Source organism: Streptomyces sp. NPDC001714 (assembly GCF_042892755.1).
GTDB lineage: Bacteria > Actinomycetota > Actinomycetes > Streptomycetales > Streptomycetaceae > Streptomyces.
Genome location: NZ_JBIAUL010000026.1, coordinates 56348 through 77947 on the forward strand (window position 1 = coordinate 56348; position 21600 = coordinate 77947).

Consider the following 21600-nt stretch of genomic DNA (forward strand, 5'->3'; position numbering starts at 1 on the left):
GTTCGCCCTCGAATCCATACCTGCGCAGAAAGGTTCACCCATGCCGAAGTTGCACGTCGTCATCGGAAGCACCCGCCCCGGCCGACTGGGGCTGCCCGTCGGCCAGTGGGCGGCCCAGTCCGCGAAAGAGCACGGCGGCTTCGACGTCGAACTCATCGACCTCGCCGAGTTCGCCCTTCCGCTCCTCGACGAACCCGGGCATCCGCGTGCGGGTCGGTACGCCCACGAGCACACGCTCAAGTGGAGCGCCTCGGTGGACGAGGCCGACGCCTTCGTCTTCGTCACGCCTGAATACAACTCCGGTCCTCCTGCTGCGCTGCTCAACGCCCTTTCTTTCCTGTACCGGGAGTGGCTGTACAAGCCCGTCGGATTCGTCAGCTACGGCGGTGTCGCGGCCGGTCTGCGCTCCGTGCAGGTACTCAAGGAGGTCGCGACGGCTCTCAAGATGATGCCGATTCCCGAGGCCGTGGCCATACCGTTCGTCTTCAAGTTCATGGGGGAGGGCGGCTTCCAGGCCGACGAGCCGCTGGAGGCCGCGGCCACGATGATGCTGGACGAACTGCTGCGCTGGAGCGAGGCCCTGCAGTCCCTGCGCCTGAACCCGCCGCCGTTGGCTCCCCCCGGGCCGCCGGTGCCGGTCGCACCCGCGCCGCGTAGTTAGCACCGGCTGAGCCTCTCTCAACACCCGGGAGGGCACGCGCATCGCGTGCCCTCCCGGGATCTTTTCTGCGAGCTTATGGTTCAGGCCGGGCCGTCCTCGTTGTTTCCGAAGACACGCGCCGTCCTGAGCGGTGATCGCGGAGGAGCTGCGGGCCTGGCTGCGGGTCGGCGCAGCGGTGGGCGCAGTCGAGGATCAAGTCGGCCGGCCGGCACGGCGGAAGCCCGCACCGACGGCGACCCGGGTGCAGGCTGAGTGGCTAGCTACGGATGCGCTCATCGGCGCTGCCGGGCATCGGCGCGCCGGTGTCCGGGCTCTCGGTGGGGCTCGGATAGCGGGGCAGGAAGACCGACAGGACGAGGACGATCAGGCCTGCGGAGGTGAGCGCGACGAGCGTCGCGGTGTATCCGCCGGTGCTCTCTGCGGCTCCTTGCGCGAGTACCGGGAAGAGCCCGATGCCGACCAGGCTGACGATGCCCAGCGTGATGCCCTGGATCTGGGCGAAGGCCCGCATGCCGAAGTAGCACCCTACGAGGTACGGCCCGGTGGTGGACTCCGCGCCGGTCACGACACCGAGCAGGGCCATGGTGAGGAACAGCGCCCACATGCCTCCGGTGGCGGCGAAGACCATGACCATGCCGAGTACCAGACACACCATGAACGGCACGAAGGCCCGAGGGGTACGCGACCGGTCGAGGACCACACCCGCGAGAATCTGCCCGGCGACGGATGCCACCAGCATGACCGACACCGACAGTGACACATCCGTGGGGGTATAGCCCTGCTCGCCGAAAAGGGTCACGGCGTTCAGGCGCACGCTCATCGCCACCCCTGCCGCCACGGTGAGCACCAGCACCATGTACCACCAGGCCCGGGTCCTGAGCGCCCGGCCCAGTGGGAGGCCGGGCAGCTCCATGTGCGCCGGCCGAGCCTTCGCCTTCAGTGCAACGGCGTTCCCACGGGTGAGGGCTGCCGACACGGGCTCGTACATCAGGAAGTACTGGGCAGGGAAGACGATCAGCAGGATACAGGCGCCCACCAGCAGGTAGGTCGTTCGCCAGCCGAAATGCTCGATGGACAACTGACTCAGGGGCGAGAGGGCGGCACCGGCAAGGCTGGAGGTGGCGCCGATGAGCAGGGAGTAGCCCAGCCCGCGGTGGTGGGGGAACCACTCCGAGACGACCTTGTAGACCACGCCGAGGATGGAGGTGTATCCCAGAGCCGTGCTCACCAGCAGGATCGCCGTCAGCACGACGCCGTCCGCGCCGGCGAGCGCCACCGCGGCTGTCGCGAGCGCGTAGAGGGCGGTGCCCGGAACGGCGACCGCCCGGGCACCCCAGCGGTCGACCAGACGGCCGGCCAGGGGCAGCACGAAGGGGGCGGCCACGGTGGGGATGTTGAAGATGCTCAGCGTTTCAGAGTGAGACCAGCCGAAGTCCTCGGCAACCGGGTCGACGAGGAACGTGACCGCCGTGACGAGAGCCGGGGGACTGAGGACCATGGCGAGCACGCAGGCGATCGCCGCCTTCCAGGCCGGTGTGGGATAGCCGCGCAACGCGGACAACGACTCCCGCAGGGAGGCGGGGGCAGGGGCGCCCGGCTGGCCGGGCGGAGCGAATTCCGGGTGGGATCGGGGCGCGGACATCGTCGTCCTTCCTCGCGCAAGGAGATGGCGGGCCGCCGGCCGAGGGGGAGGCGCTCTCATGCTGCCAGTGGCTTGCCGTGGGCGCCGAGCGCCGGCGGCCTCCGATTGATGAACTGTACGGTGCAGTGCAATCCATCGGTCAAGGGGCCTGCAGGGGCGAATCGTCATCGCCGTACCGCGGTGACAGCGCAGAGGCCGGGCCGAGCGCGCCGCCGGAAGCGCCCAGGAATTCATGAAGGCCGTGGCGCGGGAGGTCGCCGCTCCCGCGCCACGGTGCGTGTCAGGAGCTCGCCCGCGAGAGTCTCGGGAAGACCTGGTTCATCGCGGACTCGGGGACATCCGGCAGGTCGCCGAGGCGCAGGCCCCGCAGGAAGATGGCCGTCGTCCATCGGGCGTACGCCTCGAAGTGGGCCGGGTCGCGGTTGGTCTCCGGATCCAACAACGCGTCCATCTGCGGTCCGGCCGCCGTCATGCGCACGAACAGTCCGGCGTAGGCCTCCGCGTCGGGAAGGGCGTAGCCGCGCTGGCGTGCATCGTCGCGGAGCGCCACGGCGACCAGGTCGACGACATGAGGTACGCCGAGGGATCGGATCGCCTCGGTCAGCTCGGGACGGCGGCCCGCCTCGACGGTCAGGACGCGGATGAAGGCCAGATAGGTCGGGGCGGTCGTGGCCTGGAGGAGCTTCAGGACGATGCGCGCGAGTCTCTCCTGGGGGTCGTCGACGGAGGCGAGCATCGTCTGATCCAGGTCGAAGTCCAGGGAGGCCCCACCGCGGGCGATCACCGCACGGAACAGCTCCAACTTGTCGCCGAAATGGGCGTAGACGGTGGTCTTCGAGACGCCGGCCTGCGCAGCCACGGCATCCATCGAGGTTTGATCGAAACCGAGTTCGAGGAACAGTTCGACGGCCGCGTCGAGAATGGACTCCCGCTTGCTCCGCCCACCCGCACCCGTGCGCCGGGAGCGCCTCTGTTCAGCCTGTTCAGTCATCTCGCTCCTCATCGCTTGACCTTCCACTGAACCCTACCGTACGGTTCAACTGAACTGGACGGTGCAGTTCAATTACAGCTATGAAGGAGCCTCATGAGCAAGCCACCCTCTGCGTACCTCAGTGACCGCGGTCGGCAGATCCGGGACGAGACCCGCGTCCTCATCCCGCTGCTGAGGGAGGAAGCCCAGGAGGGAGAAGAGCTCGGCGCCCTGCCTCCTGAAACACTGAGGGCCATACACGAAGCGGGTGTCTTCAAGACCGCCTTGCCCGTCGAACTGGGTGGCTACGCTCTCGGGGCGAGAGACGTCGTGGAGATCATCGCGGCGCTCGGCGAAGGCGATGGGTCCGCCGCCTGGACGGTCTTCGTGGCCGGCGGCATCCGCAATGTCCTCGGCTTCCCCCAGCAGACCGTCGACGAGGTCTTCAAGGAGATCGACACCTGGATCGGCCCTCTGGTCGTCGGCGCCTCCGTCTTCTCCACGAGCGTGGGATCGGCCCGCCGGGCGGACGGTGGGTGGCTGGTCTCCGGCAAGTGGGCGTTCGGCAGCGGCTGCAAGCATGCGGCCTGGGCGGCCGTGGGCGTGACCTACGAGGACTCGGAGGGCCGACCGGGCCGCGGGATGGCACTGCTGAGCCGCGAGCAGTACACGATCCTGGACGACTGGAAGGTCATGGGCCTGAAGGCCACCTCCAGCAACAGCATCACCGCCGAGGAGGAGGCGTTCGTCCCCGACCACCGGTTCGTCGACCTTGCCGACTTCCCCGCGGTCATGGACAGCGTGCGGGACCGCTACGCCGGTATCGGGTTCCGCAACGACACACGCGCGCTCATGCTGATCACCTGCCTCAGCAACGTGGCCGTGGCACTCGGCATGGCTCGCGGCACCCTGGATTGCTTCGTCGAGCAGGCGAAGGCCCGCAAGCCGTTCAACCTGCCCTACCCCAGCGTCGCGGACATGCCGTCGACGCAGGTGGCCGCCGGTACGGCCCGAGCGATGATCAATGCCGCGGAAGCGACCATCTTCGGTCATGCCGACGAGGTGGACCGCCGCGCACTGGCCGGCATCGAGTTCACGGGTGCAGAGGAGTCCGAGATCACGATGGACCTCGTCTACGCGGTGCGGCTGTGTGCGGACGCCATCGACAAGCTCCAACTCGCCCTCGGTTCCTCCACGGTGAGCCTCAAGAACCCGATCCAGCGCTTCGCACGGGACGTGCGCGTACTGGCCACCCACGGCGCGATCCGCTTCGACCCCCTGGCCGAGCTCAGCGGCCGCCAACTCCTCGGACTCGCACCGTTTCCCATGTTCGCCGGTGGTGTGCCCCAGGTGGGCTGAGCCGGCCGCCGCACAGAAAGAAGGAAGGTGATGACCATGTCGATCAACGAGTACGGGCCCCATGGGCTCAGGAATTCGGGCTCCGGCTTCGAGCCGCAGCTCACACCGGTGGCAACGTCGGACGCGCAGGCCCTGCGGGAAGCGTTCGGCCGTTTCCCAAGCGGGGTGATCGCGGTGTGCGGAATGGTGGACGACCGCCCCCTCGGGATGGCGGTGAGCTCCTTCACCTCCGTATCGCTGGCGCCGCCCCTCGTCTCGGTGTGCATGCAGACCTCCTCGCGCACCTGGCCGAAGCTCAGGCAGCTGCCACGGCTGGGCCTGAGTGTCCTGGGCGAGGAGCAGGGTGCGGTGTGCCGTGCGCTCGCAGGTGCGGAGGAGCACCGGTTCGCCGAGGTGCACTGGGAGACGACCGGAGAAGGAGCGGTTGTCCTGCCCGGGGCGGTCACCTGGTACACCTGCACACTGCGCGCCGAACTCCCGGCGGGCGACCACACCATCGCTCTGCTGGAGATCGACCGCCTGTGGACGCTTCCCTCGGCCGAGCCCCTGGTGTTCCACGGCAGCCGCTTCCGGCGGCTCGACGGAGACAGGTCGACTGTCCCGGCTTGAGAGGGCTGACACCAGGTCACCCGCCCCTGCACATCAGTTCGTTGTTGTCGCTGGATCTCAATGAGGAGAGCCGATGTCCAAACCCGTCGCCCCGGAGGTCAGGGCCGTCGAATCGACGTGGCTGACCGACGCCGGACGTGAGCTGCGCGATCGGATCCGGGGTCTCGTCCCGCTCATCCGGTCCCAGGCGCGCGAGGGAGAGCGGATCGGGACGCTGACCCCGGATGTGCTTCAGGCACTGGACGAGGCAGGCGTCTACCGCATGACGATGCCGGTCGAGTGGGGCGGCAGCGCGCTGGGTGCCCGCGACATCGTCGAGGTCGTCGCAGCCCTGGGGGAGGCCGACGGGTCGGCGGCCTGGAGTGCCTTCGTCGGCGTCGGATTGCGCAACTTCCTCGCCCTGCCACCGGGAGTGGTCGAGGAGATCCGCAAGGACATCGAGGGCTGGGTGGGGCCGGCTCTCGTCGGCGCCTCCGTGTTCGCGACCACGGTCGGCAACGCCCGCAAGGCCGACGGCGGCTGGATGGTCAACGGCCGCTGGGCCTTCGGCAGCGGCTGCAAGCACGCCCGCTGGGCGATGGTGGGAGTCGCCTTCGACCCCGTGGAAGCCCGCGGCAGCGGCCGCGGCGTAGTGGTGCTGGAGCGCGAGCAGTTCGAGATCCTCGACGACTGGCACGTCATGGGGCTCTCCGGAACGTCCAGCAACAGCCTGCGGGTCACCGAGGACATCTTCGTCCCCGACCACCGCTTTCTCGACCTCGCCGAGTTCCCGCCGAGGCTCGACCAGATCCGGTACCGCTACAGTGGTGCCGCCTTTCGGCAGAGCGGCCGGGCGCTCTTGATGACCGTGGCGCTCAGCAGCACCGCGATCACGCTGGGCATGGCACGCGGAGCGCTGTCCTGTTTCGCCGAACAGGCGATCAGGCGCAAGCCGTTCACCCTGCCCTACCCGAGCGTCGCCGAGATGGCCTCCGCACAGGTGGCCGCCGGGCGCGCGCAGGCGATGATCGTCCTGGCCGGCTCGACGATCGAACGCTACGCGGACCAAGTGGACGCGCGGACCGACGCCGGACTCGAATTCGGCGACGACGAGGAGTCGGAAGTCAGTCTCGCGCTCGCGTACGCGGCGAACCTGTGCGAGGACGCCATCAACCTGCTGCAGAAGACGCTCGGTTCGTCGACCGTATCGCTGTCCAACCCGATCCAGCGCTTCGTCCGTGACGCACGCGTGGTCACCTCGCACGGAGCGATCCGCGTCGACCCGCTCGCCGAGCAGAACGGCCGACGCCTCCTCGGACTCAAGCCCTTCCCCATGGTCGGCGCAGCTGTGCCGCAGCGCGGCGTGAACGTCCCGCACTCCCCGCAGGGTTGACGCCCGGGCCGCTGGGCGACCTCGCGCTCCGTTTCCCGACCTTGTGCATCTCCATACCAACAAGCTGCACTGAACCGTTCAGTTCGAATGATAGAAACGATGGTGCTTCGATGACTGCAACCCCCCCGCCCCCCGCCCGGGACGCCCAACTGCCGCCTATGCCACCCCCGGTGCCCGCGTCAGCCGTGGCCTCCCCGTGGCTCACCGACGAGGGCCGCAAGATCCGCGACCGGGTACGCGAGCTGATCCCGCTGATCCGCTCGCAGGCCCGCGAGGGCGAGAAGATCGCGGCGCTCACTCCCGAGGTGCTCGAAGCGATCAACGACGCCGGTGTCTTTCGCATGTCCATGCCCCTCGAATGGGGTGGATACGCGCTCGGCGCGCGGGACCTGGTAGAGGTGATCAGCGCACTCAGCGAGGGCGACGGCTCCGCCGGCTGGGCCGGGTTCGTCGGCGTGGGCGTGAAGAACGTGCTCGCGATGGATGCGCAGGTGGTCGACGAGGTGCGGGCCGAGACCGAGGACTGGGTCGGGCCGGCCATCGTGGGGGCCTCCGTGTTCGCGACCAAGGTCGGTACGGCCCGACCCGTCGACGGCGGCTGGATGGTCCACGGCAAGTGGGCGTTCGGCAGTTGCTGCAAGCACGCGAGCTGGGCGCTGGTCGGCATCGAGTACGACCCCGAGGCCGGCGGCGGCAGCGGACGCGGCATGGTCGCGCTCCGCCGTGAGCAGTACGAGATTCTCGACGACTGGGACGTCATGGGTCTGTCGGGATCGTCCAGCAACAGCCTGCGCGTGCAGGAGGAGGTGTTCGTCCCGGCGCACCGCTTCATCGACCTCGGTGAGTTCCCGCTGCGGCTGCAGCAGTTGCACGACCGCTACACGGGCTTCGGCTACGGGCAGCGCGGGCTCGCGCTGCTGCTCTGCGCGACGCTCGCGAACCTCGCGATCACTCTGGGCATGGCGCGGGGCGCGCTCCACTGTTTCACCGAGCAGGCGAACAAGCGCAAGCCCTTCACCCTGCCCTACGCCACGATCGGCGACATGGCGTCCGCCCAGGTCGCCGCGGGCAAGGCACTCGCGATGATCAACGTCGCTGCCGCGACGATCGAGGGTGCGGCCGACCAGATCGACGCGCGGACCGCGGAAGGACTCGACTTCACCCCGCCGGAGGAGTCCGAGATCAGCCTCTCCGTCGCCTACGCGGCGAACCTGTGCGAGGACGCGATCAACCTTCTGCAGAAGACGATCGGCTCGTCCACCGTGAGCCTTTCCAACCCGATCCAGCGGTTCGTCCGCGACGCCCGCGTGCTCACCTCGCACGGAGCGATCCGCATCGACCCGCTGGCCGAACAGAACGGGCGCCGGCTCCTGGGCCTGCCCCCCTTCGCCATGATCGGCGGCGCCGTCCCCGAGCGCCGAGCCGCAACAGATCCCTCTCGAGACAAGGAGCCCATCCGCGCATGAGTGACTTCAGCATCATCGACGGCATCGCGCACATCAACGATCCGAAGCTGTACGAGACCTGGCTCGACCGCGAGGACTACAAGGCCGCCGTCGCGCAGGCCGACACACCCGAGCGGACCGCCGTCAAGCGCCTGCTGGTCGACTTCGAGGCGGACCTCGCGCGCATGGTCCGCGATGACACCGTGCAGGAGAACGTCGTCGACGTCATGAAGCGCTACATCGTCGAGGACTACGTGCAGCACGACCCGAACGCGCCCGGCAACGGCCGGGACAACATCATCGAGCACTTCCGCAACGTTCCGACCGGCGCCGGCACTCCGCCGCCCGTGGTGAGCGTGGTCCTGGACGGCGATCTGGCGTGCGTGATGATGAAGCAGCCGACACCGGACCCGGAGAGCCCCGGCAAGACCTACGACTGGTACATCGTGACGGTCTTCCGCGTGCGCGACGGCAAGCTCGCGGAGCACTGGAGCGCCTTCCGCAAGATGGCCGCGCCGCTGCCCGGGAACTGAGATGCGATCCCGGTCCGGTCACGGATCGATGCCCCAACACCCGCTCCGGCCGGTGACGCACGGCGGATCCGAGGTCGACCTGGGCGATCTCGGACCCGCCTCCACACCCGTGGCCGACGGCGCCGAACCGAGGCGCTCCCGATCCCGTATCGAAAGCCGCCGCCGGCCGTGCGCAGGGATGACCGCGTCGGCGGTCCAAGGATGAAGAAAGAACACTGAGATGACAACGACGTTGCCCAAAGTGAGCAGGTTTCCCGATTCTCCCTATCTCAGCGAGGAGGGAAGGCGCATGCGCGACGCGGTGCGCGCGGCGGCGCCGGGCCTTGCGGAACGAGCCAGGGAGGGGGAATTGCGGGGCGCACTCGCACCCGAGACGGTCTCGGTGCTGCACGAGATCGGGGTGTTCCGCATCACCATCCCGGTGGAGCTGGGCGGATACGCACTCGGCGCACGCGACACCACGGAGGTGGTGCGTGAGCTCGGACGCGTCGACGGGTCGGCCGGCTGGACGGTGATCGTCTCCAGCGCGTCCCGGAGCGCGCTCGCCCTCGACGAGCGTGTGAAGAACGAGGTCTTCGCCGACATCGAGACCTGGCAGGGACCGCTCCTGTTCGGCGCCACCGTCTTCGCGCCGAAGGTCGGCGACGGTCGCAAGGTGGAAGGCGGCTGGATGGTGAAGGGCCGCTGGGCGTTCGGCAGCGGCTGCAAGATCGCGAAGTGGGGCTCGGTCGGGTTCGAGTACGACGACCCCGACACCGGCGAACGGCGTCGTGCGATGGGGCTCCTCTCCCAGGACCAGTACACGATCGTCGACGACTGGCACGTCATGGGCATGAGCGCCACCTCGAGCAACAGCGTGCAGGTCGACGAGGAGGTGTTCGTCCCCGAGTACCGGGTCATCCACACCATGGACATGCCTGCGCGCATGGACGCCCTGCGCGGCAAGTACCAGGGACTCGGATTCATGCACTCCGCGACCGGAACCATGGTCGCCACGACGACGGCCTTCGCCGCCCTCGCTCTGGGCATGACCGAGGGCGCTCTCGACGCCTTCGTCGAGCAGGCCAAGAAGCGGCCGCCGTTCAATCTGCCGTATCCGAACATGGCCGACATGGCCTCGACGCAGGTCGTCGCAGGCAAGGCGAGGGCCGTCATCAATGCGGCCGCGGCGGTCATCGAGCGGCAGGCCGACGAGATCGACCGGCGTGCGCTGGCGGGCGAGGACTTCCTTCCGTGGGACGAACCGGAGATCACGATGGACCTCGTCCATCAGATCCACGCCTGTCTCCAGGTGATCGACGGGCTCCAGTTGGCGCTCGGTTCCTCGACCGTCGGCCTGTCCAACCCGATCCAGCGGTTCGTCCGGGACGTGCATGTGCTGGCGACCCACGGCGCGTTCCGGATCGACCCGATGGCCGAGATCAACGGCCGGGACATCTTCGGTCTCGAGCCGTTCCCGATGATGGCCGCCCTCAGTTCGCCGCCTCCCGGGAAGACGCCCCCGCACGTGGCCAATGGCAAGATCCCGGGGCCGGTGCCGCGCCCCGTCTGAACCGAATCTGCATGAGGGCCCCGGCGACCACGACGCATGCCGACGGGGCCTGCGGCGGGAGCGGATCCCTCGGCCCGTGGAAGCCGGTCTCTCCGCTCCGGAGCCGTCAGGCCCCCTCCAGAGCCCTCATGCCGTCGGAGCCGATCGTGCACCGGGGACGATCCGGCTCGCCGCGACCACTGTGCGTCCAGGCAGGTCAGCGCGGTTTCACGGACCGAAGCGTCTCGCCGCGTCACCACCCCAGACCATCACCGATCGAGCCGCCCTCTGAACAAGCTCGCCGCGCCAATGGGGCCGCGGCGCATCCGTAACGGAGGCTTTCCCATGACCACTTCCGTGCCGACGGGCGAGACCGTCCCGTCTTCGTCCGAAGAAGGCTGGAAGTCTTACTTCGCCGGATTCTGGAAGGCACCACCGGGCGCCAGGGCCGCGCTGACCGGCTGTCTCCTCCTCGTGCTGGTGAGTCCCTCCGGACTCTCCGCAATGACGACGTTCATCGCGCCGTCGTTCTCCAAGGACACGGGGGCCGCCAAATCCGTCGGCATTCTCGTGTTCGTCTCCCTTCCGTTGCTGGTCGGGCCGGTCGTCCTGCCCTTCGCGGGCCGTTGGGTGGATCGACTGGGCGCACGCAGGGTCGCGATCCCCTCCGCCGTTCTCTACGCCGGCCTGACGGCTCTCATACCGGCATGCGGATCCAGCGTGCCGTTGCTGGCGCTCGTGTTGATCCTGGCGGCCGTGTTCGGCTTCATGTCGAGCCTGGCTGTCGTCTTCAAGGTTGTCTCGACCTGGCTGCCGCTGCACAGGGGCGTCGGATTCGCCCTCATCGGTGTCGCCTCCAGCGTGGCGGCAGCCGTGCTTTCCCCCGTGTTCCAGTGGCTGATCAGCGGCAGCGCCGGCCTCGGATGGCAGGGCACCTACCTCCTCGTGGGTGCGGTGATCGCACTCGTGGCGATCCCGACGGCCGTGTTCCTCATCTCTGAGCCGACAGAACCGGTGGAGTCGGGGGGGCAGACAGAGCCGATGGAGCAGATGGAGCCGCGTAGGACGGGACCGGGAGTCGAGTTGCCTCGTCTTCCGGGTATCCCGCTCGGCAGGGCGGTCCGGACGCGGGTCTGGCTGTCGATCACGGTCTCCCTTGCCTTTGCCGCAGCCGGTCCGATGACCGTGCGGCAGAACGCGGTCGACTTCTTCGACGAACGCGGATTCGACGAGGCGACGGTCTCGCTGTCCCTGTCCGCGCTGTTCGCCGCGTCTGTCGTCGGACTTCTCGTCGGTGGAATGGTCCTGGACAGGACCGACCGGCCCCGGGTGGTGGTCCCGATGCTGGCGGCTGTGCCGGCGGGGCTCCTGATCGCCTTGGTGAACCACCACTCGACGCCGCTGCTGTTCGTCGCGATGATCCTCCTCGGCTTCGCCACCGGCGCCGAGTCGTCGCTGGGTCCCTTCCTCATCGCGCGGTACTTCGGCCTCGCCGCGTTCGCGCAGTTGCAGGGCCTGACGCTGGCCATCTCCACTTTGTCGCTCGGTATGTCGCCGTTCCTGATCAGCGCGGCGCAGACCGCGACCGGAAGCTACACGGCGCCAGTTCTCGTGCTTACCGTGCTGACTGTGGTCGCCGTCGTCCTGGCGGCGGTACTCCCGAAGTTCCCGCCGCCGTGGAAGACCGAAATCGCTCCCGGTCGGATCAACGGGTCGTCGTGACCGCGGATCTCCTGCAAACCCGATGTGCCCCCCGATTCCGGAGAACCGATGGGTGACTCCCTCTCCGTGGCGCGCTGGCCGGAGGAAAAGCGGCACTCCTCCGACGGGCAGAGCCGGTTGGGACTCGTATACGCCGGCCTGATGGCCGTGATGCTGCTCGCCTCGCTCGACCAGACCATCGTCAGCACCGCTCTGCCCACCGTCGTCGGCGAGCTGCACGGTGTGTCAGACATGGCGTGGGTGACCACGGCTTACATACTGGCCGCCACCGTGGTGATGCCTGTCTACGGCCGCCTCGGTGATCTGCTCGGCCGCAAGAACCTCTACATCGGCGGAATCATCATTTTCCTCGCGGGTTCCGCGATCGCCGCATCCGCGCAGGACATGACGATGCTGATCACCGGCCGGGCCGTCCAGGGCCTGGGTGGCGGCGGTCTGATGATCACCTCACAGGCGATCGTCGCCGACCTGGTGCCGCCTCGCGAGCGCGCGAAGTACATGGCTCCGATCGGTGTCATCTTCGGACTGTCATCGGTCGTCGGCCCGCTGCTCGGCGGTTGGTTCACGGACGGCGTCGACTGGCGCTGGTGCTTCTGGATCAACCTGCCGGTCGGCCTGCTCGCCCTCGCCGTGTGTGCCGTGGCCCTGCGACTGCCGCGCAAGGCACGCAGGGCCACGATCGACTACCTCGGCATCACGCTCATGACGGCGGCCGTCGCCTGCACGGTCCTGGTCGCGGACTGGGGCGGCACCGAGTACTCCTGGAGCGACCCCCTCATCCTCGGCCTCGCCGGAGCGGGGGTCGCATCCTGGATCCTGTTCTTCTGCTCGCAGAGCCGCGTGGCCGAACCGATCATCCCGCTGCGGCTGTTCCGCAGCCCCATCTTCGACATCGCCACCCTGATCGGCATGATCGTGATCGGGGTGGGGATGTTCGCGGTCGTCAGCTATATGCCGACGTATCTGCAGATGGTCTACGGCGTCACCGCCGCCCAGTCCGGCTGGCTGCTGCTGCCGATGGTGGTCGGCCTGATGGGGGCGAGCCTGCCGGTCGGCCGGCATATGAGCCGTACCGGCCGCTACCGGATCTACCCGATCGCCGGTTCGCTCGTCATCGCCGTCACGACCCTGATGCTCTCGACCCTGGAGGTGGACACCCCCCTCACTCTGCTCTGCGGGTACCTTTTCCTGATGGGCGTAGGCATCGGCCTCATGTCCCAGACCCTCGTCCTGGCCGTGCAGAACGCTTTCCCCGCCGCCGACGTGGGGACCGCGACCTCCGCCAACAACTTCTTCCGCGAGATCGGCGCGACGGTCGGGACCGCCGCCGTCGGCGCGCTCTTCACCGGCCGGCTGACCGACCAACTCGGCAGCCGGCTGTCATCGAGCGACCTCAGGGCGGTCGGCGACACGGACTCCCTGACCCCAGAGCTCGTCCATGCCCTGCCGGCCCGGATCCAGGACGCTGTGGTCAGCGCCTACCAGCACGCCCTGACACCCGTCTTCGCCTACTTGGTCCCGCTGTTCCTCGTCGGTGCCGCACTGGCCGTCGTACTCCCCGAAAAGCGGCTCGCCGGTGAACCGGGCGACGAGCGGGCGCCCGAAGGGGAGGAGACGACGGCCCTGTGAGCGGACAACCGAGCCGATCCGGAGACCGAGTTCGCCCATGTCCGGCTCGGGCGTATGGGGTGAAGTCGATCGCGGACGGCTTGGAGCGGTCGAGGGCGTACTGGAAGTCACCGTCATCGATCTTCAGCGTGGCCGCGCCGAAGTCCGCCGCGACGAGCTTTTCGCGGTGGCTGGCCGGACAGCCCTTCCAGCTGACGAGCCGGGAAGAGCCGGCCGCCGTGGCGTTCTCCGGCGGCTCGTCGCCGCCGGGCGCGAAGCCGAATCCACCGCGACCGCCGGGTCGAGGACTGCGCCGAAGCGCTCGGCTACTCGGCCCGCACCCTCGCACGCGCCACCCTCGCCGCAGCCGGCCTGGGCGCCAAGGAATGACTTGGGCCCCATGGGTGCTGCCCAAACCGTCTCGTGCTTCCCCGCCGGCCATGTGACCGCTCTGTTGACAATTCTGGGCTGGCGCATGGTCAACGAACGCATGCCGAAGGAGTGGACCGTCTCGCTCGGCGAGGCCAACGAGCAGCTCGCCGACCGGTAGGTCGGCAGCCACCCTCAGAGCCTGGGCGTCCTGAGGCAGAGGCCGACGCAGGACCGGCGCGTGAAGGTCTTCGGTGTGTGCGCCGGTAGTGGTGGCCGGGTCAAGGAAGTCCTGGCGGAACAGAATCAGGATGCCCTCAGCGTGGGTGAGGTCGCCCTACTGCTGCACCTGGCCGGCACGAACCCACACCATACGCCCTCGCAAGATCTCCAGGTCTGCGTGAGCGGCTAACCCCTGGCTGGTACAGAACGACTCGGCCGTGGCGTGGAAGACCGGCCTGTGGTACCGGAACACCCGCTCCGGACCCGGCACCATGACCCGCACAACGCCCTGGTCAACCAGGCCGGGTCCGGCCAGACGATCCGTTCCGTCAATGGCCCCCTGGAGTGCGACGGCCACAACATCAACGGCTGGTGTGCCGTGATGCACGCAGCTACTTCGAGAAGGACCAGGCGACGCTCGGTCCCGCGGCCATCGGGCACACCCACGACTGGGAGCACGTGGTGGTGTGGGTCTTCGGCGACCAGGTGCAGTACGTGTCGGTGTCCCCGCACTCCGGCTACCAGGCGGACGGCGGTGCGTTTCGACGGCACCCATCCGAAGATCGTCTGTCACAAGGACGGTGTCTCCACCCACGGGAAGCGCCAGGACGAGTTCGCCCCCCGCTCCCACACTCTCGCGTGCGCCGGCTGGGAGTCGGGCTTCTACAGGACGGCGGACGCACCGTCGCTGAGCGGCGAGGCGTTGCCTACCGTGATGCAGCCGTCGGGCCGGAAGGTGGTTTGAGGCTGGCCAGCTTCTGCGGCGTGGATCCGGGCCGGCTCCCCCTCGTCACGGGAGAGGACGGCCTCGCCGTCCACCACGACCGGCACCACCAGGTCGTCCCGCCCACGTGCGTTCTTCGCCGAAACGACGGCCCCATGCGCCTCGTTCGCCGGCCGCGCCGTTCCCCGGATCGGCTACGGCGCGGTGCAGACTCGTGCGCCTGCACGACATGGGCGGTGCCATCGTTCTCGGCCATCCACTCGGAGCCTGGACAGCCGTCAGCTCTCACGCCGTCTCGTACGGGACCTGGAAGCCGAGATCACCGCCCTCATCAACCGGCTGGCCCCAGCTCTCCTGGAGATTCCCGGCTGCGGCGCTCTCAGCGCGTCAAAGATCCTCAAGCGAACCGCCGGCATCGCACGCTTCAAGTCGAAGAGCGCCTACGCCCGGCACAACGGGACCGCGCCTCTGCCTGTGTGGTCCGGCAACCGAGAAGGTCACCGTCTCAGCCGCATGGGAAACCGCCAGCTCAGCGTCGCACTACACCGCATCGCGATCACTCAGGCCCACTACCACCCCGAAGCACGGGACTACCTACAGCGCCGCCGCCTGGCCGGGGACACCAGCACCGAATCCATCCGTGTCCTCAAACGCCGGCTTTGCGATGTCGTCTACCGGGCCTTGCGCCGCGACGCTCACTCTGCCGAGGAGCCACAAACCCACCTCGCAGCGGCTGATTGACATAGGAGCAAGCGGACGTGACCGAGACTCCGCACCACATGTCCCGCGGTGTGGCGCACCTGGACCGTGGAACTGCGCCCGCAGACTGACATGGGACTTCGGCTTGTTCCCGCCCGCTACTCGCGCGAGACCCGGACCAGGCCGGACTGGTAGGCCCGCACCACGAGTTGGGCCCGGTCCCGCACATTCAGCTTCGTGACGGCGCGCTGAACATGGCTGCGGACGGTCAGCGGGCTCACGTAGAGCTTCTGCGCGATCTCGTCGTTGGACAGGCCGCCCGCGACCTCGGCGACCACCTCCCGTTCTCGCGCGGTGAGTTCGGGGAGCGCGTTCTCGCCGAGACCAGTGGGGCCAATGGCCTCGGGAGCAGCCACGAAGCGGGAGATCAGCGTCCGCGTGGCGGCGGGCGACAGGAGTGCGTCGCCGGCGGCCACCGTCCTGATGCCCGCGAGGAGTTCCTCCGGTCCGATGCCCTTGCCAAGGAACCCCGAGGCCCCGGCGCGGATGGCCTCGGCGACGTATTCGTCGGTCTCGAACGTGGTGAGCACGAGCACCTTCGTGGAGTTCAGTGCCTCGTCCGCGGCGATCTCGGCCGTCGCCGCGAGCCCGTCCAGGACCGGCATGCGGATGTCCATGACGACGACATCAGGGCAGGTGGCGCGGGCCAGGTCGACGGCCTCTCTGCCGTTGGCGGCGACCCCCACGACGTCGAAGTCCTCGCTCAGATCGATCAGCAGGCGGAACGTGCCGACGAGGAGGGCCTGGTCGTCGGCGAGCAGTACGCGGATGGTCACTGGTGAGGTACTTCCTCTGCACTCGGATGCTGTGCCGTCTTGTGTGTCGGGAGTCCGAGCGTGACGGTGAACCCGCCCCCCGCCCCTGGCCCGGCCTGAAGACGACCGCCGACGGACTGCGCGCGTTCCCGCATGCCGATCAGCCCGTAGCCGGACACATGAGCCGGACGGGATGCCGACACACCGGGGCGCCCGTCGTTGACGACGGTGATCGTCACCCAGCTTCGGGTGTAGGCGAGATGTACCCCGGCGCTGGTGGTGCCGGCGTGTTTGGTGACGTTGGTCAGCGCTTCCTGGATGACCCGGTAGGCCGTCAGATCCATACCGGGCGACAACGGCTGGGCTTCCCCCTCTGTGGTGACGTCCACACTCAGTCCCGCCCGCTCGAAGGATCCCAGCAGGTCCGGTAGCTGGGCGAGTCCAGGGGCCGGGTCTCGCGGGGAGTCGGTGTCACCGCGCTGACGCAGCAGGCCGACGGTCGCGCGGAGTTCTCTCAACGCTTCGTCGGTGGAGTCGCACAGGTTCTCCATCATCTCCGGGGCGCGCTCCGGGTGGTGGAGCATGAGGTACTTGGTGGTGCGGGCCTGCGTGGCGGCGAGCGCGATGTGATGGGCGACCACGTCGTGGAGATCCCGGGCCATCCGTAGGCGTTCCTCGCTCACGCGGCGAAGGGCCTCCTCCTCGCGCGTGTGCTCGGCGAGTTCGGCCCGGGCCTCGGCGGCGGCCAAGTATTCGGTGTTGCTGCGCACCGCGTCTCCGACTGCTCCTGGGAGCAGTGTCCACGAGGCCATTCCGATGATGACGAGTCCCCAGGGGGATTCGGGGTCGTGGATGAGCGTGGTCGCCAGCAGGGTCGTGGTTGCCGTGAACGCTCCGATACGGGCCGTACGACGATCGGTGCGGAGGGCGAGGAGAAAGAGCGACATCAGACACGGCGCCTGAAGCAGGGGGTTGAGCTGGATGCCCTCGAGTGCCAGAGCCAGCGCGCACACAGTGGTGAACGCCGTCGTCAGCCGCGGGTGATCGCGGTGCAGGAGCAAGGAAACCGACCCCAGGCCGACGATCACCACCACGAACGTGTCGGGCACGCGCAAGTGTGTGGGGCTTGCGGGGGGCAGGGCACTCGTAACAACCCCCAGGGCGAAAGCGGTCAGGGCCAAGGCACCGTCCGTCGCACGTGGGTGTCGGCGCGAGGTGTTGCGCCAGTCGCTGATCATGAAGTATCTCTCGGCCGTGTCCCTTGAGTGTTCCCTGTCCCACCAGCATCCCCGATGCCGCTCGTGACCCGCAGCAGAGCGGTGGGCCGCCCCTTGGACAGGGTGGCCCACCGCTCTGCTGCGAGAGCCGGCGGTCAGACGCGGCTCGGTTCGTGCAGAGTCTCATCGAGCCCGGAAGCCTGAGCGGACTCGACTGTCCGGTTCAGCTTCTCGCCCTCGACGTCCACGTTCGGCAGGATCTTCTGCAGCCGGCGCGGCAGCCACCAGGCCTTGTCCCCTAGGAGCGCCAGCAGGGCCGGAACGATGGTCATGCGGACGAGGAAGGCGTCGAAGAGGACGGCCGAGGCGAGACCGAGCCCCATCATCTTGATCGTCGATTCGCTCATCCCGATGAACCCGGCGAAGACAGAAATCATGATCACAGCCGCGGCCACGACGACCTTGCCGCTGTGCCGGAAACCGGTGACGATCGCCTGCCCGGGCCGCTCGCCGTGGACGTACGCCTCGCGCATACGGGTGACGAGGAAGACCTCGTAGTCCATAGCAAGGCCGAAGACCACGCCGATCAGGAAGATCGGCATCAGGCTGGAGATCGGGCCCACCGTCTGTACACCGAGCAGGTCGGCGAACCAGCCCCACTGGAAGACCGCCACGATCACGCCGAACGACGCGCACACCGACAGCAGGAATCCGAGCGCCGCCTTCAGGGGAACGAGGATCGAGCGGAAGACCAGCATCAGGAGCAGGAAGGCCAGCCCGACGACGAGCGCGAGGTAGGGCAGGATCGAGCTGGTGACCTTGTCGGCCATGTCGATGTTCACGGCCGTGTTGCCGCTGACCAGCATGTCCGCACCGGTGTCGGCTTTGACGCCGTCGGCTTCGTCTCGAATCGTGTGGACGAGTTCCTTGGTATCGGTGCTGGTGGGAGAGGTCGTCGGGGTGACCGTGAGCACGGCCGTGTCGCCTGCCTTGTTGAACATGGGCTGTGTCACGCTGACGACGCCGTCCGTCGCCTTGAGGTCGTCGGCGACGGTAGCGGCCGCGGCCTTGGGATTGTCGGTCCCCTTGGCGTCCACGACGACGGTCAAGGGGCCGTTGAAGCCGGGACCGAAGGCGTCGGACAGGTCGTCGTAGGCCCGGCGCTCAGTGGTCGATGTGGGCTTCGACTCGTCGCCCGGGTTGCCCAGTTCGAGATCGAGCGCCGGTACCGCGCAGGTGCCCAGAACCACCATGCCGAACAGGAGGACGAGCACTGGCCGCCGGATCACGAAGCGAGCCCAGCGCGTGCTCAGACGCTGCTTCTCCTCAGCGGGAGCCATGTGGGCGGGGGCTTTGGCCGCCTTGTTCCCCTTGGCCCGCTTGCGTGCGGATCGGGGCATCACAGCCTTCGGGAAGAAGCCGATCAGTGCGGGCAGAAGCGTCAGGGCGATCAGCACCGCCACCAGAACCGTGAACGCCGCGGCCAGACCCATCTTGGTCAACATGCTCATACCGACGACGGACAGGCCGACGAGGGCGATGATCACGGTGAGGCCGGCGAACACCACGGCGGAGCCCGCCGTACCGACAGCTCGACCAGCGGCTTCCTCCGGGTTCCGGCCCTCCGCTCGTTCGGCTCGGTACCGGGAAAGGATGAACAGGGCGTAGTCGATGCCGACGGCGAGCCCGAGCATCAGGGCGAGGGTAGTGGTCGTGGAGGAGAAGCCGATGGTGCTGGCGAGCGCGGTGATCACGGCGACGCCCGTGCCGATGCCGAGCAGTGCGCTGAGCAGCGACAGGCCGGCCGCGGCGACGGACCCGAAGGTGATCAGCAGGACGACCGCCGCGACGGCGACACCGATCAGTTCGGTGTTGGAGGACATCTCCATCGACTGCAGGGCGTCGCCGCCGATCTCGACGGTCAGACCGGTGTCGCGGGCGTCCTGCGCCGCGTCCTTGAGCGCGGTCGTCGTGGCGTCGGTGAGTTCGCTGTTCGCTTCGGCGTAGTCGATGGTGGCGTACGCGGTGGTGCCGTCCTTGCTCACGGCATGCGTCTTGAAGGGGTCGAGGGCACTCTGCACCTGGCTGCCGTCGGCTAGTTCGCTCACCGCGTGCTCGATGGCCGCCTTGTTGCCGGCCGCGGTGATCTTCTGCCCGTCCGGGGCGACGAAGACGAGCCGGGCCGTGGCGCCGTTGGAGCTGCCGCTGTCGGGGAAGCGCTCGTCCAGGAGGTCGAACGCCTTCTGGGATTCCGTCCCGGAGAGGGACATGGAGTCGGTGGGCGCGGCCGGAGCCTTGGCCGCGCCGAAGACGGCGACGGCGAGTATCGCCGCCCAGAGCAACAGGAACCAGTGTCGTTTGCGGAACGACACTCGGCCCAGTCCATAGAGAATCGTGGCCACGGTGGAGGCTCTCCAGTCTGGATCTCGGCAATGGGCGACATGCAGGCGGCAAGGCACCGCAGGCCACCGGGGCAGCTAAGGCGCCGCCTGTGTAGAGGCGGGATGTCTGCCAGTCATCTTTCGTGGAGTGGTCTCTCATCGGCATCGTCTCTCGTCACGCAATCGCGCCTACTGCCAAAGGAGGAGACCCGGTCTTATCCGGCGAGGTCCACGTAGTCCGTGGGAAGGAGAGGATCCTGCGCAGGAGGGCTCACCACCGGGCAGGGCGGGGCGGGGCTCGCGGCGCTGATGCGGCACTGTCCGCTCCATCGCCGGCCTGATCTGCGCGACGCCGGCGAGCCTCTTCCTGGAGGACCGGGTGCTGGATCCGAGTGACCGACACTCAGGCTGAAGCGCGGAGCTCGACCGGGGCGACGAACATGCCGTCGGCTGCCTCGCGGACGTGACATCTCGGGGCGTGGTTGTGCCGAAGGGGGGCGATCAGGATCCGTGCGCCGGGAGCGGAACAGCAGCCGCCATAGTCCACAGAAGGCCGGTCACACGCTGCGGGAGCCCCAGCAGGCGCGCGGTGTCGGCCGGCTGGAGACCGCCGTGGCTTGATCTGCCGGACCGTATGCACGACGCACGTCAGGATCACCAGAGTGCCCAGCGCGCCAAGCGACTGCTACTGACCTTGAACGTGTGATGTCGGGTCGGGTTGCCTGACGTGTACTGATCGCCGCTGGTAGCCATCTGGGCGTGAGACACGCGCAGGGCGGCGGGTTGACCGCCGCGGGGAGGGTCGCCCGGGAGCGGGTCAGGCTGCAGGCCGTGGAACACTTCAAACGCGGGGAGAAGAACCGGGAGATCGCGGCCGCGCTGCGGGACAGTGAGCGGTCGGTTGAGCGATGGCGCCGGGCTTGGCGGGAGCAGGGCGAGTTGGGACTGCTGTCCGCAGGCTCGCCCGGACGGCCCAAGCTCAGCGCGGCCCAGGTCGACGAGCTAGAACGTGAGGTGGAGCGTGGACCGCTGGCCACGGCTGGGCAGATCAGCGGTGGACGCTGCCTCGGGTGAAGACCCTGATCGGCCGCCTCTTCCATGTCTCGTACACCGTGGAGGCACCTGGCAGTTGTTGAAGCGGCACGGCTGGTCATGGCAGCAGCCAGCTCGGCGGGCGATCGAGCGCGATGACGAAGCCGTCGAGCTTCCGGGACACATCCATTTCATCGTGCAACCCGCCGGTACAGAAGACATGGCACGGTTCGACGCCTTCGGTCCCGCGCTGCAGGTGGCCATGGGGGAGGCGCGGTGCTTCCCGCCGGCGGTGGAGGTGGAGCGGGTCTGACACCGGCCGAGGGAAGCCCTGAGTTCCATTTCAGCCGGTGCTTGATGGTCTGGGCACGGTTGCCACGCGCGGTCACAGATCCGGCGTGCGCGTGGTCATGGTTGTGTCGCTGTCAGTTCGCCGGTGACCAGGAAGATCACGCGGCGGGCGATGGACACGGCGTGATCGGCGAACTCGTCCTCCAGGCCCCGGCCCGCGTCATCGCCCAGGCACTCGGCTACCACGCCAAGAGCACCACCCGCCCGGGCGCCCGCCGGTGGTCCTCGCGCGCGACGGTGGGGCCGCGCGCGACGCCGGACAGTGGGAAATCTCGCCGGTGATCTCGATGCTGTCCTCTCGCAGCTGAGCCCGCCCAAGGGGTGAGGCGGGAGAGTCC

General features: G+C 68.4%; 19 protein-coding genes and 5 pseudogenes. 16 read left to right on the plus strand and 8 right to left on the minus strand.

The window, feature by feature from the left end; all coding sequences use genetic code 11:
* Positions 1-40: 40 nt before the first annotated feature.
* On the plus strand, positions 41-661 hold the full coding sequence (locus ACFY0P_RS44665; protein WP_388927565.1) for an NADPH-dependent FMN reductase: 621 nt from the start codon (positions 41-43) through the stop codon (positions 659-661).
* Between the two features lie 256 nt (positions 662-917).
* Here the strand turns inward: ACFY0P_RS44665 and ACFY0P_RS44670 are convergent, their stop codons facing one another.
* Together ACFY0P_RS44670 and ACFY0P_RS44675 are read right to left on the minus strand one after the other, a co-directional pair.
* Complete coding sequence (locus tag ACFY0P_RS44670; RefSeq protein ID WP_388927568.1) at positions 918-2303, minus strand: MFS transporter; 1386 nt, start codon at positions 2301-2303, stop codon at positions 918-920.
* Positions 2304-2583: 280 nt separating this feature from the next.
* Positions 2584-3294 carry a TetR/AcrR family transcriptional regulator gene (locus ACFY0P_RS44675; protein ID WP_388927571.1) on the minus strand — a complete coding sequence of 237 codons (711 nt, stop codon included), beginning with the start codon at positions 3292-3294 and terminating at the stop codon, positions 2584-2586.
* 93 nt (positions 3295-3387) lie between these two features.
* Between ACFY0P_RS44675 and ACFY0P_RS44680 the strand changes: the two genes are divergently transcribed.
* From ACFY0P_RS44680 to ACFY0P_RS44715, 8 genes are all read left to right on the plus strand, one after another.
* The gene (locus ACFY0P_RS44680; protein ID WP_388927574.1) at positions 3388-4632 is read left to right on the plus strand and encodes an acyl-CoA dehydrogenase family protein; all 1245 of its coding nucleotides are present in this window, start codon (positions 3388-3390) and stop codon (positions 4630-4632) included.
* Between the two features lie 36 nt (positions 4633-4668).
* The gene (locus ACFY0P_RS44685) at positions 4669-5241 is read left to right on the plus strand and encodes a flavin reductase family protein (protein ID WP_388927577.1); all 573 of its coding nucleotides are present in this window, start codon (positions 4669-4671) and stop codon (positions 5239-5241) included.
* 73 nt (positions 5242-5314) lie between these two features.
* Positions 5315-6613 (plus strand): acyl-CoA dehydrogenase family protein, encoded by a 1299-nt coding sequence (locus tag ACFY0P_RS44690; RefSeq protein WP_388927580.1) that lies wholly within the window; start codon positions 5315-5317, stop codon positions 6611-6613.
* A 170-nt stretch (positions 6614-6783) separates the two neighbouring features.
* Complete coding sequence (locus ACFY0P_RS44695; RefSeq protein WP_388927583.1) at positions 6784-8079, plus strand: acyl-CoA dehydrogenase family protein; 1296 nt, start codon at positions 6784-6786, stop codon at positions 8077-8079.
* A complete protein-coding gene (locus ACFY0P_RS44700; RefSeq protein WP_388927586.1) occupies positions 8076-8591 on the plus strand; it encodes a nuclear transport factor 2 family protein in 516 nt (171 codons plus the stop codon). The genes ACFY0P_RS44695 and ACFY0P_RS44700 overlap by 4 nt, the downstream gene beginning before the upstream one ends.
* A 220-nt stretch (positions 8592-8811) precedes the next feature.
* Positions 8812-10143, plus strand: a complete 1332-nt coding sequence (locus ACFY0P_RS44705) for an acyl-CoA dehydrogenase family protein (RefSeq protein WP_388927589.1) — start codon at positions 8812-8814, stop codon at positions 10141-10143.
* 324 nt (positions 10144-10467) lie between these two features.
* On the plus strand, positions 10468-11844 hold the full coding sequence (locus ACFY0P_RS44710; RefSeq protein ID WP_388927592.1) for an MFS transporter: 1377 nt from the start codon (positions 10468-10470) through the stop codon (positions 11842-11844).
* A 48-nt stretch (positions 11845-11892) separates the two neighbouring features.
* A complete protein-coding gene (locus tag ACFY0P_RS44715) occupies positions 11893-13473 on the plus strand; it encodes an MDR family MFS transporter (protein ID WP_388927595.1) in 1581 nt (526 codons plus the stop codon).
* A 97-nt stretch (positions 13474-13570) separates the two neighbouring features.
* Here the strand turns inward: ACFY0P_RS44715 and ACFY0P_RS44720 are convergent.
* Positions 13571-13675, minus strand: a pseudogene (locus ACFY0P_RS44720) (NPP1 family protein); the annotation flags it as partial.
* A gap of 53 nt (positions 13676-13728) precedes the next feature.
* On the opposite strand from ACFY0P_RS44720, the pseudogene ACFY0P_RS44725 reads away from it, so the two are divergent.
* The 4 pseudogenes from ACFY0P_RS44725 to ACFY0P_RS44740 all read left to right on the plus strand — a co-directional run.
* A pseudogene (locus tag ACFY0P_RS44725) lies at positions 13729-13839 on the plus strand (AraC family transcriptional regulator); the annotation flags it as partial.
* Positions 13827-13999: pseudogene (locus ACFY0P_RS44730) on the plus strand (3-oxoadipyl-CoA thiolase); the annotation flags it as partial. The pseudogenes ACFY0P_RS44725 and ACFY0P_RS44730, both read left to right, overlap by 13 nt.
* A gap of 232 nt (positions 14000-14231) precedes the next feature.
* Positions 14232-14404 (plus strand): annotated as a pseudogene (locus ACFY0P_RS44735) (chitinase); the annotation flags it as partial.
* A gap of 3 nt (positions 14405-14407) precedes the next feature.
* Positions 14408-14638: pseudogene (locus ACFY0P_RS44740) on the plus strand (NPP1 family protein); the annotation flags it as partial.
* 68 nt (positions 14639-14706) lie between these two features.
* On the opposite strand, the gene ACFY0P_RS44745 reads toward ACFY0P_RS44740, so the two are convergent.
* Positions 14707-14877, minus strand: a complete 171-nt coding sequence (locus ACFY0P_RS44745; RefSeq protein WP_388927598.1) for a hypothetical protein — start codon at positions 14875-14877, stop codon at positions 14707-14709.
* A gap of 94 nt (positions 14878-14971) precedes the next feature.
* Between ACFY0P_RS44745 and ACFY0P_RS44750 the strand changes: the two genes are divergently transcribed.
* Positions 14972-15508, plus strand: a complete 537-nt coding sequence (locus ACFY0P_RS44750; RefSeq protein ID WP_388927600.1) for a transposase — start codon at positions 14972-14974, stop codon at positions 15506-15508.
* Positions 15509-15624: 116 nt separating this feature from the next.
* Here ACFY0P_RS44750 and ACFY0P_RS44755 read toward each other — a convergent pair whose 3' ends face one another.
* The 3 genes from ACFY0P_RS44755 to ACFY0P_RS44765 form a co-directional block, all read right to left on the minus strand.
* Entirely contained in the window at positions 15625-16302 is a 678-nt protein-coding gene (locus ACFY0P_RS44755) for a response regulator (protein WP_388927602.1), read from the minus strand.
* Entirely contained in the window at positions 16299-17390 is a 1092-nt protein-coding gene (locus tag ACFY0P_RS44760) for a sensor histidine kinase (RefSeq protein ID WP_388927604.1), read from the minus strand. Before ACFY0P_RS44760 ends, ACFY0P_RS44755 begins: the two co-directional genes overlap by 4 nt.
* Before the next feature lie 263 nt (positions 17391-17653).
* Positions 17654-19900, minus strand: coding sequence for an MMPL family transporter (locus ACFY0P_RS44765; RefSeq protein WP_388927606.1), 2247 nt, complete (start codon positions 19898-19900; stop codon positions 17654-17656).
* Positions 19901-20638: 738 nt separating this feature from the next.
* On the opposite strand from ACFY0P_RS44765, the gene ACFY0P_RS44770 reads away from it, so the two are divergent.
* Both ACFY0P_RS44770 and ACFY0P_RS44775 read left to right on the plus strand, forming a co-directional pair.
* Positions 20639-20953 carry a helix-turn-helix domain-containing protein gene (locus ACFY0P_RS44770; protein WP_388927608.1) on the plus strand — a complete coding sequence of 105 codons (315 nt, stop codon included), beginning with the start codon at positions 20639-20641 and terminating at the stop codon, positions 20951-20953.
* Positions 20954-21008: 55 nt separating this feature from the next.
* Positions 21009-21224, plus strand: a complete 216-nt coding sequence (locus ACFY0P_RS44775) for a winged helix-turn-helix domain-containing protein (RefSeq protein ID WP_388927609.1) — start codon at positions 21009-21011, stop codon at positions 21222-21224.
* A gap of 95 nt (positions 21225-21319) precedes the next feature.
* On the opposite strand, the gene ACFY0P_RS44780 is transcribed toward ACFY0P_RS44775, so the two are convergent.
* A complete protein-coding gene (locus tag ACFY0P_RS44780; protein WP_388927612.1) occupies positions 21320-21448 on the minus strand; it encodes a hypothetical protein in 129 nt (42 codons plus the stop codon).
* Positions 21449-21600: the final 152 nt, after the last annotated feature.